This window comes from Patescibacteria group bacterium, from assembly GCA_018896645.1.
Classification (GTDB): domain Bacteria; phylum Patescibacteriota; class Patescibacteriia; order UBA2591; family JABMQE01; genus JAHIMF01.
Genome location: JAHIMF010000059.1, coordinates 1 through 12,092 on the forward strand (window position 1 = coordinate 1; position 12,092 = coordinate 12,092).

The 12,092-nt window shown below is 38.3% G+C and carries 14 protein-coding genes and 3 tRNA genes; 7 read left to right on the forward strand and 10 right to left on the reverse strand.

What is annotated here, in order from left to right; translation table 11 throughout:
- Positions 1-135: 135 nt before the first annotated feature.
- The 7 genes from KKD20_04410 to KKD20_04440 all read right to left on the reverse strand — a co-directional run bounded on the left by KKD20_04410 (position 136) and on the right by KKD20_04440 (position 6,853).
- On the reverse strand, positions 136-498 hold the full coding sequence (locus KKD20_04410; GenBank protein ID MBU4332338.1) for a hypothetical protein: 363 nt from the start codon (positions 496-498) through the stop codon (positions 136-138).
- Positions 499-893: 395 nt separating this feature from the next.
- Positions 894-2,237: an extracellular solute-binding protein gene (locus KKD20_04415; GenBank protein MBU4332339.1), complete on the reverse strand. Its 1,344-nt coding sequence runs from the start codon at positions 2,235-2,237 to the stop codon at positions 894-896.
- A 64-nt stretch (positions 2,238-2,301) separates the two neighbouring features.
- Positions 2,302-2,673, reverse strand: a complete 372-nt coding sequence (locus tag KKD20_04420) for a four helix bundle protein (GenBank protein ID MBU4332340.1) — start codon at positions 2,671-2,673, stop codon at positions 2,302-2,304.
- Positions 2,674-2,744: 71 nt separating this feature from the next.
- Positions 2,745-3,614, reverse strand: a complete 870-nt coding sequence (gene galU / locus KKD20_04425) for a UTP--glucose-1-phosphate uridylyltransferase GalU (GenBank protein MBU4332341.1) — start codon at positions 3,612-3,614, stop codon at positions 2,745-2,747.
- A gap of 109 nt (positions 3,615-3,723) precedes the next feature.
- Positions 3,724-3,813, reverse strand: a tRNA-Ser gene (locus tag KKD20_04430).
- Between the two features lie 92 nt (positions 3,814-3,905).
- The gene (locus tag KKD20_04435; protein MBU4332342.1) at positions 3,906-5,303 is read right to left on the reverse strand and encodes an O-antigen ligase family protein; all 1,398 of its coding nucleotides are present in this window, start codon (positions 5,301-5,303) and stop codon (positions 3,906-3,908) included.
- Between the two features lie 71 nt (positions 5,304-5,374).
- A complete protein-coding gene (locus tag KKD20_04440) occupies positions 5,375-6,853 on the reverse strand; it encodes a flippase (GenBank protein MBU4332343.1) in 1,479 nt (492 codons plus the stop codon).
- A 200-nt stretch (positions 6,854-7,053) separates the two neighbouring features.
- On the opposite strand from KKD20_04440, the gene KKD20_04445 reads away from it, so the two are divergent.
- Positions 7,054-8,223 (forward strand): hypothetical protein, encoded by a 1,170-nt coding sequence (locus KKD20_04445; GenBank protein ID MBU4332344.1) that lies wholly within the window; start codon positions 7,054-7,056, stop codon positions 8,221-8,223.
- A gap of 93 nt (positions 8,224-8,316) precedes the next feature.
- Here KKD20_04445 and KKD20_04450 read toward each other — a convergent pair.
- The 3 genes from KKD20_04450 to KKD20_04460 form a co-directional block, all read right to left on the reverse strand.
- Positions 8,317-8,392, reverse strand: a tRNA-Ala gene (locus KKD20_04450).
- A 1-nt stretch (position 8,393) separates the two neighbouring features.
- Positions 8,394-8,468: transfer RNA gene (locus tag KKD20_04455), tRNA-Arg, on the reverse strand.
- Between the two features lie 7 nt (positions 8,469-8,475).
- A complete protein-coding gene (locus tag KKD20_04460; GenBank protein MBU4332345.1) occupies positions 8,476-8,649 on the reverse strand; it encodes a hypothetical protein in 174 nt (57 codons plus the stop codon).
- A 268-nt stretch (positions 8,650-8,917) separates the two neighbouring features.
- Here KKD20_04460 and KKD20_04465 point away from each other — a divergent pair, with 268 nt between their 5' ends.
- From KKD20_04465 to KKD20_04490, 6 genes are all read left to right on the forward strand, one after another.
- Positions 8,918-9,385, forward strand: coding sequence for a polymer-forming cytoskeletal protein (locus KKD20_04465; protein MBU4332346.1), 468 nt, complete (start codon positions 8,918-8,920; stop codon positions 9,383-9,385).
- 75 nt (positions 9,386-9,460) lie between these two features.
- Positions 9,461-10,240: a hypothetical protein gene (locus KKD20_04470; GenBank protein ID MBU4332347.1), complete on the forward strand. Its 780-nt coding sequence runs from the start codon at positions 9,461-9,463 to the stop codon at positions 10,238-10,240.
- A gap of 396 nt (positions 10,241-10,636) precedes the next feature.
- Positions 10,637-11,026: a HEPN domain-containing protein gene (locus KKD20_04475; protein ID MBU4332348.1), complete on the forward strand. Its 390-nt coding sequence runs from the start codon at positions 10,637-10,639 to the stop codon at positions 11,024-11,026.
- Positions 11,002-11,337 (forward strand): nucleotidyltransferase domain-containing protein, encoded by a 336-nt coding sequence (locus tag KKD20_04480; GenBank protein MBU4332349.1) that lies wholly within the window; start codon positions 11,002-11,004, stop codon positions 11,335-11,337. The genes KKD20_04475 and KKD20_04480 overlap by 25 nt, the downstream gene beginning before the upstream one ends.
- Before the next feature lie 376 nt (positions 11,338-11,713).
- A complete protein-coding gene (locus tag KKD20_04485) occupies positions 11,714-11,977 on the forward strand; it encodes a type II toxin-antitoxin system HicB family antitoxin (GenBank protein ID MBU4332350.1) in 264 nt (87 codons plus the stop codon).
- On the forward strand, positions 11,958-12,092 hold a 135-nt coding region (locus KKD20_04490), incomplete at its 3' end, for a type II toxin-antitoxin system HicA family toxin (GenBank protein MBU4332351.1). The genes KKD20_04485 and KKD20_04490, both read left to right, overlap by 20 nt.

A 12,092-nucleotide genomic window follows, 5' to 3' on the forward strand; every position in this document is an offset into this window, starting at 1 on the left:
CTCCGCCCCGCTCTTACTTATGTAATAGACATTAAAATTTCATCTAGCATGTCTCTATAATTTATCCGTAACTGGGATAGACTAAGAAAGCTTTCTTTATCTACTTTATGCAAGTATTATTCCTACATAATTATTCTATACAGCGCCTACAAGTTGACTAACAATAAAGGTAGAAGCGGCGTAAGCAACCAGAATAATCAACATGCCAATAACCCCGGCAATCATTAGTTTTTTGGAGCTAGCAATTTTTTCTTCCTCTCCACCGGAAGTCATCCACTTAAAACCGCCATAAACAATAATAACTAAGGCAATCAAGCCCAAAAAGCCCAAAACAATGCCAATAATTTTACCAACTGTTACGGTTAAATCTTGATTGCTCCAACCGACTTGAGTTTGAACACTGTTCATGCCCTTATTGACTACTATGGCCAGGGCTGGAGTTATCGCCAAAGACAAGATCCCTAATGCCAGGGCTCCTATTAAAATTTTCTTTTTCATGAAGTTCACCTCCTTTCGTTGGTATTTATTATTTACTTTGAATTACGAAATAACGCTTTTTGTCATTTTGACCAGTCGTTTTGTCATTCCGAACGGAGTCACGACCGCAGTCGGGATGGAGTGAGGAATCGCTTAAATGTGGGTAATGGAGAGACAGGGGGGATAACCATTGTTTAAGGGATTCCTCGCTGCGGCTCGGAATGACAAAGGCGAATGACAAAAAAATGCATTTCGTAATTCAAAATATTTATTATTATTCAGTGACGCTGGCTCATAGTCCCCGAGCGAACGAAAAGAGCTTTAGGGGCTGTGGAGCCTTCATGTGCTAAAGGCTAATCGCATATCGGCTCCACGGCCCCGGTTGCGACCGGGGACTATGGAGCCAGCGGAAGGGGTTAATACGTCACCCCAACCTGTTTAGCCGCAAAATCAATGGCTTTGGGGATAGTGGCGCTTCCTTGGTGAACGTTGGTAATCATTTCCTTAAAAATCTCTTCCACTCGATTAAAGTCTTTTCCATGATACCAATTTTTGGTAGTCAATACCCCAGCGACAAAAGCTTGAATATCATAGTCTTTTTCTTGTTCAGCGATTAAGGCCCGAAGCGCGGTTGGTTTTTTTGCGGCTTGTAAATAAGACAATACTTGCCCTTGGGAAGAGGCAAACTGAACAAAATTCCAAGCCTCGTTTTGATGGGGGCTTTTTTTAGCCACAACTTCAATCCAATAATTAGCGTGATTGATATCATTCATGCCGCTGGTAATCTGGGGCACCGGGGTTATCTGAAAATTAAGTTTTGGAGCTCGGGCTTGAACTATGGGCAAGTGATAGGAGTAACCAAAGAAAAACGCAACTTTGCCGGCAATAAAAGCGTCTAAGGAGTTTGGCATCTCCTCATTCCAGGTATAAACCTCTTTGGCGGGGTCCGCAAAACTTAAATAGAAACGTAAAGCTTCCTGGCCAGGAAAATAGCTAGAATCAAATTTAGACGGTGAACTAAAGTTCGGCATTTCCACGCCATTTTGGAGCATCAAAAGAGACAGAATGTCTGTATTCCGGGTGACATTAGCGGCTGTCCCCAAGGGCGCCCCGGCCTGGACAATATTGCTTTGCTCATCAATTAAAGTTAATTTTTTAACCTGGTCTTTAAACTCGGTCCAGGTCTTTGGCGGGAAAGCAATCTTTGCCTTATCAAGCAAGTCTTGGTTATAAAACAGCACCAGGGTATCAATGCCCAACGGCAGTCCCCAAATTTCGTTTTCAATAATTACATCTTCATATACTGTGGGCACCCATTTTGTTTTTAAATCATTGGGAGTAGGGCCGGGAGTAATCGGCGTAATAATTTCTTCTGTGGGCTTCCATGAAGAGCCGCTCACCCGCAACTCCGGCACCCGGGTGCTTTCCGGCATCGGAGCAATCTTGCTTTGATATTTTCTAAGCCAAGTAACGGGAATAGAAAAAATATCAGGACCCTGGTCTTCCGCCCAAGCCTCAAGTAAAACCTGCTCGTATTCTTCATAGCGCAGCTTTTTATAAGCAATGGAAATATGAGGATGACCAACTTTATAATTAGACAGGATTGAAGAAAAATTATCGCTGGTATCCCAAACCCGCCACCAAGTTAACTTGACTGGCTTTAGCTGTTCCGCAACATCTCCGGGAGTATAGCGACAGCTGAAGCCCGTGGTTACTAGGAAAACAAGGATGAGGGTGATTATAATTATTTTCGTTTTCATGGGTCTTTTATAGTTAATAAAATTGTTAATAAAGTTAATACAGTTGTTAATAATTTTGGAATTTTTATCCGTTTTGTTTCTTATTGTTTATAGAAGTGATATAGTTATTAATCTTTACTTTTAAATCCTCGTAACTACGACTTAGGTTTTGAAAAGTTTGGGTATCTATATATTTTCTGCCATAGGCAACGGCCAAATGACTTTGAGTTTCTTGAAGCTCTCCCCTTGAGATGTAAAGAACTCTTATTTTGTCTGCGTAATAATAACGGCCATGAGCTTCAGCAATATTAGCAATTACTGAATTAGCTGATTTTCTTATCTGGGTAGTGAGAGCGTATTTTTCTTCTTCTGGAAATATTTCGGTTATATCGTAAATTTCCATGCACAATTTGTAGCCTATTTTCCAGATTTCTAGCTCATAAAACTTATAAGTCATTTTTTATTAACTTTATTAACTATCGTATTAACTATTTATTAACTTGTAAGTTTATCAAGGTAAAACATAGGTCACAGATTTAAACCTTTCAAATACCCGCGAAACTCCTGTTTAAACGATGAGTGTTTGAGCGCGAATTCAACATTAGTTTTAAGCCAACCCAATGGACTACCAGTGTCATAATAATTACCTTCAATTTTCCGAGCATACACTGGTCGTTTTTTCATAAGTCTAAAGATAGCATCCACCAGCCAGAGCTCGCCCCCCTTGCCGCGAGGAAGTTTTTCTAAAATTGGAAAAATATCCGGGGTTAGAATGAAGCCACCAAGCGAGGCGATTCTAGAAAGGGCTTTCTCGGGTCCGGGTTTCTCAATTATTGATTTAACTTTAATAACATTTTTTGAAATTTCTTCGCCATCAATGATTCCATATTTATTGGTTCCCTCGTCGTCAACTTCGTAAGCAGTGAGAACTGGACTTTTGTATTTTTCATAAACCTCAATTAGTTGTTTAAGCCGGGGTTTTTTAGAATCAAATAAATCGTCGCCCCAAAGCACAGCAAAGGGCTCTTTATTTATAATATGTTCGGCACACAGTACGGCGGCGCCATTGCCGTAGAAATTATAAATATCCTGGCGTACATAAATAAAGTTAGCGAGCTTGGATATTTTACGAACCTCTTTTAAAACATCTTTTTTTTGAGCCTCAACCAATTTGTTTTCAATTTCAAAATTGATGTCAAAATGATTTTCCAGCGCTTCTTTGCCGTGGCTGACAACAAAAATAATATCTTTAATTCCTGATGCTACGGCTTCTTCAACAATATATTGGATTACTGGTTTATCAAGAACCGGCAGCATTTCTTTTGGTTGGGCTTTAGTAGCTGGTAAAAAACGAGTGCCGAAGCCGGCAGCGGGGATTATGGCTTTAGTGATGGACATGATACAGCACCCGCCTTCGCCGAAGCTACGGCGGGTAAAGATTTAAGTAAATTAAATGTAGATTATATTGTTATTTTTATTATACCAAATTTTAATAAAGAATGGAAGGTGGCGGAGAGGGCGAGATTTGAACTCGCGAAGACATTGCTGCCTTACGACTTTTCGAGAGTCGCGCTTTAAACCACTCAGCCACCTCTCCATAAAATATAAATTCTAAATCCGAAATCCGAAATTCTAAACAATTTTTAAATTCAAATATTTAGTTACCAAAAAATATCTGTGAAAATCCGTTTAATCCGTGTCATCTGTGTTCAGTTTGGAACACGGATTTAACGGATTTGACGGATCAACACGGATTATGGATAGTCCGATAATCAACCAAAATATCAGCGACAAATCATTTTTAAAATATGGAGTGTCAAAGAAACCCTGAATAAGCAACGCCGTCATCGCAGCAAAAACAGTTGCCCTTAATACCTGATACTTAATGCCTAACCCCTTTTTATAAAATACTACAATTAACCACAAAAATGCAACCAGCCCCAAAAGCCCCATTTCCAGCCAAAGATTTAGATATAGATTATGCGGTTTGATAACTTCCTGTTCAAGCGGAGCTTTGACTGTTTTTGGCAAATATTTAAGATATGCGTTATGAAAGTTTCCCAGGCCAATCCCTAAAACTGGATTATCTTTTATAATTTCAACCGAAGTTTTCCAAATCTGGATTCGTGAATGCACGGCTGTCCGGCCGGTGAAGTTAGTGAGCGCTTGAAATTTAGGATTGTCTTTTTGAGTATAGGCGAACAAACCACCCAAGACAAGCAAAGAACAAATAGTAATAATCTTAATTTTTCTTTTTATCGGCGTTAATAATAGCAGAATGAATATTCCGGCGCTAAGGCCGAGCCAGCCGGAGAAAGATTTTGTTAGATAGATGGCCGTTGTTGATACAAGAAAACAAGAAAACAAGAAAACAAGAAAACAAAATGAGGAAAATTTTAGTTGTTTTTTTGTTTCATTGTTTTTTTGTTCTATTGTTATATTGTTATATTGTTTTAACGTTGAAATTAAATAGCTGATGATTATTAGTGTAACTGGGACAGTGAGCATTGTGACATAATTGGCAGAGGTGAAAATGGAGTCCAAACGTAAATACTCAATCAGATTTCGGGGATTAACAAAATATTCATAAATGCCATAGGCGGAAACCCAAAGCACCATTAAACTTAAGCTGGCGATAACCTTATTGACGTGTTCACGGGTTTTAATTTGGTCAATGAAAATTATTGTAAAAAGCAATGGATCTAAAATCCAGGCCTTGAGGATGCCCAGTGAGAGGCGTTTGTCTGGAGAGATCGCTGTTGAGATTAGGGCAGCGAGGATAAACAGGGTTATTGGGATTAAAAAAGGTTTGGCGTGTTGAATAAGATTTTTGTAACTCGTAGTAATAAGCTCGTCTCCCTTCGGGAGACTTCGCGTAACACAGTTGTAACTTATTGTTTTTTTGAGTAGCCAAATTGCTGTAAGAATATAAATCGATAACTCTAAAAAAGTTGTGGGGATAGAAAAAATCTGTGTGCGGATTAAAAAACTGGGAACTAAAATCAGGATAAGATAAATTCCCAATCTTGTTTTATAGATGGTGATTAGGGTAAAGAGAAGGAGAGATGTGGTGAATAATATATTCATATGATCATATGTTCATCTGACATATTTTGGAATCTATTATTTATTATTATTCGTGTATTTACTATTCTTTTTTACGATTTTAGTTTTACGACTTCTTTAATCATTTCTTTACTGAAACCCTTGATTGAGTATAATGTGGTGAAATAGATTATACCAGAAATTGCAATCAACAAAAACAAATTCCACCCTCTCAAAAAATACAATGGCACTGCCATAATTAAACTAGCTAATAATGACTTCCAGAAAATCATAAATTTTGGAGCAACTTTTGTTGTTCGCCACACAATAAGAAATGCGGCTAAAGCAATGATTACTTCTGCCACAATAGTCATACCAGCTGCGCCAAAATAAGAGTATTTAGGAATTAGTATTAAATATCCAATGAGCCCTATGATGGCAGTTAAAATATAATATTTAAGCATTTGCTTTTGCTTATCAATTGCCACGATTATATGGCCGAATAGGTTGCCAATGAAAATAATAGCCGTGGCAATAATTAAGAACTTAAGCACTAATCCGCTGGCTTCAAATTGCTGGCCAGCGACCAGGGTCATGACGCGGGTGCCTAAGAATAAAGCGGCAATGACCATGGGCACTGCCGCTATCACTAAAAAATCAAAGGACTTTTGCAAGATGTTTTTGAATTTATCTAAATTTTTGTTAGCCCAACTGCGGGTTAAAAACGGCAGGACCAAATTGATAAACATAATCGGAAAAACAATAGCAATTTCCAAAACGCGATAAGTGGCGCCGTAGATTCCCACTTCTGCTTGACTGCGAGTCAAGGACAAGATGATAGTGTCAGCTTTAAAATAGACTAAATTAAAAGCAATGGATAAAGCAATGGGCCAGCACTGTTTTAAAATGCTTTTCCAGACGGCTAAATCAATTTGAAATCTTATCTTAACAAATCTGCGGGAAAAGTAAAAGAGGCATAAGAAATTGATTGCGCCGCCCAAAATCATCGCCCCCAGAAAAGCATAAAGACTCCATTGCATAAAAATGGCCAATACTGTAAATCCAACCAAAAATAACCGGCCAACAAGTTCAGCAATCGCAACCCGCTCCATGTGCAAATGTTTTTGAAAGACTCCCATTAAAACTTGAATCAAGGCGCCAAAGAAAAACGATACGGCAGTAATGGCAATGCCTATTTTAATAACCTGGGAATATGACGGAATAAAAATAGCAATGAGCGGCGCGAGTGCGAGAAAAATTAAGATAGAGATAAAACGCAGGCTGATAAAATTGCTGACGAGCTTGGATTCGGTGATTACGCCATTCGGAAGGCGAGATTCGCGAATCTCGCCTTCCGGGGACGCGACCACATTCGGCTTGGAAATCATTTGCACCATCATCAAAGCCAAGCCCATATCAACAAAAATCGTGAAAACCTGCAGAAAGGCGGTGATGGTGGTATATTGGCCAAACCCAACCTTGCCAAGATAACGAGTCATCATGGCGATTGTGGCCAAACCCAGGGCAATGCTTATTGCTTTGCCAGCGACTTGGATTATGGTGTTGTGGGCAATACGGCGGGTGAGAGACATAAAATCAAGAAAGAAAGAAAAGAAAACAATTCTTTTGATTTATTGATTTTTTGATTTATTGTTTTCTTGCTTTTATCTTATCATTTTTAAGCCTTTTAAAAAAGCCTTTTTGTAAATCATATTTAATTTCTTCTCTTGTTTTTCAGCTGAAATTATGCTAATATTGAATAGATTTAATTTTTCTAAAATATAAAAACAATATGAAAAAATTGACACCAATAATAGGTCTAATTCTGCTGTTTACCGGCATCATCTTACCCTATACAACCTCTGCCCAAGAGAGCGCGGGGGTTAACTTTTTTTATAGCCAATCTTGTCCTCACTGCCGCGATGAACAAAAATTCTTGGATGCCATAGAAGAAAAGTATCCTGATGTAATCATAAATCGCTACCTGATTGATGACCCGAACAATCAGGCCTTGTTAAAAGAATTGGCTGGACAGTGCGGAGCTGAAAGATATCTTGGTTTGGTGCCGATGACCTTTGTTGGTGAAAATTTTTTCTTGGGTTTTGATAATGCCGAAGGCAAGGGTAAAGAGATTGAAACTGCAATTCAAGAACAATCAGAAGCTGCCGGTCAATCATCCTGTCCGCCATTGTGCTCCTGTTCGACACATGATGCTGAAAACTACATAACTCTGCCTGTCGTTGGTGAAATTAATATCCAAAATTATTCTTTACCAGCCATGGCTGTTGTCTTGGGGCTACTGGATGGTTTTAATGTCTGCTCTTTGGGCGCTTTGATTCTAATTTTGAGCTTGGTTTTAGCGCTTCGCTCCCGACGAAAAATTCTAATCTATGGCGGCCTATTTATTCTGACTACTGCTATTGTTTATGGCTTGTTGATTACCCTCTGGTATCAAATTTTTGCTCTGCTCTCACCCTATCTTAAAATAATGGAAATCTTGATTGGGCTTTTGGGTATTGGCGGGGGAATCTATTTCTTAAAGCAATTCATTAAATTTAAAAAACAAGGGCCAACCTGTGAGATTGGCGCCGGACAAAAAATCATGTCAAGGTTTTCTGGGCGTCTAAAAGAATCTCTGGGTCGGCCAGGGAATGTTTTGGCGGTTATTGGCAGTGTACTTCTCTTTGCGGCGGTTATTACTATTGTAGAATTTCCTTGTTCAGCGGTTGTTCCAGTTGTCTATGCCGGTGTCTTATCTAACGCCAATCTTTCCTTTTTTGGCTATCTTCTTTACATCGCCCTTTTTATTCTTTTCTATATGTTGGACGAGCTGATTGTCTTCTTACTCGCCTTTTTTAAGATGTCTGTTTGGATGACTTCGGGCAAGTTTGTCACTTGGATGGCTTTGGTTGGTTCAATTATTTTATTTTTGTTGGGGTTTTATTATCTGGTTGGATTTTGATACTTATTTTAATTAATGTCCAAAAAATCCGCTCAATGCAAGCAAGCGGATTTTTTTGTCTTTCAACTCAATCAGCAAGCCGGGCGAATCGGGTGGTGGACCTGGGGGGATTCAAACCCCCGACCTCGTGAATGCGAATCACGCGCTCTATCAATTGAGCTACAGGCCCGTGGTGCCCTCGGCAGGAGTCGAACCTGCATCTAAGGCTTAGGAGTCCTTTGTTCTATCCGTTGAACTACGAGGGCGCGGTATTTAGTCCCCAACAATCGAACTCATCAAATCATGCGCTAAGGTAGAAAGATAGTTGGTGCGGCTGTCAATAATAACCAAAGTAACGACAATCACTGCCACAAAAATAACCAACGCCAATACTAACGACAAATCCTTTTTTAGATAATCACTTTTTTGGTTTAATGCTTCGTCCATAGGCTTGTAAAATATTATAATTATATAATCAAATCATAGCTCATTTTTGAATTATTTTCAAGCCCTCTCCGTACAATACACGAAACACATAATACGAAACAGATTATAAGTTTAATGGACCGTGTTATTAAGTATTGTGGATCGTGTTGTGTGTTTCGTGTATCATGATTTTCACGATTTTCCTTTGACATTTTAAACAGAATGTAATAAACTATATTAATAACAAGGGGATAAAAGCAGGAGGCCTTAAACATTAAAAATATCAGCTATGTTCAAAAAGCATGACGACAATCAAATTCCCAGTAATTTGGAGGAGACCCAAACAATTATTGGTCCAGGCGTTGGGGTTAAAGGAGATTTTGAAGGCGAGGGTGATGTGATTGTTGAGGGCAAATTAGAAGGCAGTTTAAAAACAAAAAATAATTTAAGGATCGGTCCTGGCGCTAAAGTGAGTGCCGATCTGGAAGCAGACAATGTTTATATTGCCGGGAAAGTGCAGGGCAATATTAAAGCAGAAAACGAGGTAGAACTAGCAGAAAGCGCAAGGATTGACGGCAATATCACTACCCACAGTCTACTTGTGGGAAGAGGCGCCAGCTTTAATGGCCAGTGCTCGATGGTTGAAGATGCCGGGTCTGGAATTAATAACGATAAAAAAAAGAAAGAAAAGAAAAAAACAAAAGAAGAAATGAATGATGATGAAATTCAAAAAATTGAAGTTGCTGAAACAGAATAAACTTTTAACTTTAGATTTTACCTGTCCGCCGAAGCCTTGGCGTAGGCGGAGACTTTAGACTTAATTCAATCACCCATGTTTTTTTATTTATACGATTCCTTCTTGGCTGACAAAAAATACGAAAAAATACTTCATCAAGTTGAAGCTCGGACTACTGATTTGGGTGTTAACGGCAGGATAGGCAAACTCAATCCTTTAAATAACATCCGCGAGTTAACCGAAGACGCTATTAAGTGGGGCGCGAAAACCGTGGTGGCAGTGGGTAACGACAAAACCATCAGCCAGTTAGTAGATATTATCCCCCGCTATCCTAGCGTAACCTTAGGGGTCATCCCAATCGGCCCAGAAAATAACATTGCTAAACTGCTTGGTATCCCCTCTAGCGAACTGGCTTGCGATGTTTTGTCTAACCGGCTGATTGATATTTTGGATTTAGGAAAAATCAATGGCCAATACTTCTTAACCTCTATTCATGCAGATGCCAAGAAGGTGGTCCTGGAATGCGACGGGCATTATAAAATCTTGCCTCAACCGGCAGCAAAACAAATTAATATTTGCAATCTTGGCTGCTTTTTTAAACAAAAAATAAACCCTAAAGACGGGATACTGCAAACCATCGTCGCCAGCTCGCCTTCTGGATTCCGCTCTTTTTTTAAAAAACCTGAACTCTTGGCTGATAGTTTATTTGTAGCCAAGAGTATCCAAATAACCAGCCTGCCCAATGAGGCCGATGAAAACGCCGAACGCGAAGCTTCGTTGGTGATTGATGATTATAAAACAATAAAAACCCCGGCAACGATTGAAGTGGCGCCTCAAAAATTGAAAGTGATTGTGGGGAAGGAGAGGATGTTTTGAGTGTTGATTTTTACTCGAGGGTTAGGTTTTAATTATTGGTGTATGGTTATTGTTTGACTCAAATCGGCTCGAATATTTCTCTAATATCTCAAATAAGAAATTAGGAATCTTTGGAAATAAAAAACTGTCCCAGTTTGAGCGGGACGGTTTTTTGATTTTATCTCCTAAAGTGGGGCAAGAAAGGAGAGAGATTTTTCTTGTACATAATTTGCAAGCAACTTACGCATAAGAATCTTGCCCCGCTACAGAAGATAAAATTTCTTTTCTAAGCTAATCTTATCATAATATTAAATTGTCAAAAACAGTTTTCCAAAGTACAAATTGCTAATTGAGTTTTAAAATTTGACAGGTGATTTAGAAATGATATAATAGAAATAAGATTTTTTCAATAAAAACATGAATATCAAAATATTAACAAATTATTGCTTTACTAACAGTCAAAGAAAGTGGGAGACGGCAGAATCATTGCTGAAGAGTAAGCGATACGCGGATTGTTTGTTCTTTTGTCATTTGACTTTAGAATTTATTTTAAAAGGAAAGGTAGCAAAAGCGAACAATAAGATGTTTCCAATTATTCATGATTTACAGGATTTGGCTAACAAAGCAGGAATATCTCTTGACGCCCAACAGAAAAAGGAATTAGCTGTTATCAATACTTTTAATATTGCGAGTCGTTATGACGATTACAAATCATCTTTTTACAAAACGGCAACGCCGGCATACACGAAAAGATATTATCAAACCACTAAAAAATTATATCTATGGCTCAAAAATCAACCAGTTTAGCGGAAGCTAAAAAATATGCTAAAGAATATCTTGATTATCTAAAGGAAGATTATAAACTGCCGATTAAGTCGGCTTATCTTTTTGGATCTCTGGCCAGAGGCAAAGCTCGCGCTTGGAGTGATGTTGACGTTTGCATTGTCTCCTCAAAATTTAAAGGTATTAACCCTCTTGTTTATTTATGGACAAAGCGCCGCGAGATTGATGTTGAACGAGGAATTGAACCGGTGGGTATTCATCCTAAAGATTTTGTGGAAGAGAACCCAATTGCTCATGAAGTTAAGAAATTTGGGGTATTGCTAAGGACTATATAGTTTTTCAAAGAGCTTTTTAATTGTAATTATTTAACAGGATTAAACCTGTTTTTTGTTTTTTAAAGAACTTTTCTAAACCAACTTTACGATTTACTCATTTAACATTTATCATTTATCATCTTTTTTGAGAAGATTTTTTTATTTGCGAAATTTTTAAATGACAAATGAAAATATGAATAGATGAACATATTTCAAAGTTGGCTTGGAAAAGAGTGAGAGATAGCTTATGAAATAAGTTCACATGCATTCTGGACTCAAAAACGCGGTGTCCTGCTACAAAATTGTGAGTTGAAAGTATTTGTTGTAACTGGTGAATTTATTTGACACTATTTTTCAAATTGGATATACTATGAATATGAAATCTAACAAACGAAAAATGATTTTAGAATATCCAGGGGTTTTTGAACCGGCGATTGGGGGTGGATATAATGTTTCTTTCCCAATGTTTCCTGGATGCGTTACTTTTGGAAAAACTTTTGAAGAGGCCCAGGAGAAAGCAGAGGAAGTTTTAGAATTATGGCTTGAGGAATTGGCCAGCGAAAAAGAAAGGATTCCTTTTTCAAAACAACGACCAATTATTGCTGATATTCAAATATCAATGCCAGCTAAAACGAAAATTTATGAAACCCATAACGGCTAAAAGATTAATTGCGATACTTTTGGCCAACGGTTATAAATTAGTTCGGCAAAAAGGCAGTCATCAAATTTATCGCCATAAAGTTTTTGGAATTATTGTTCCTGTGCCCTTGCATGGC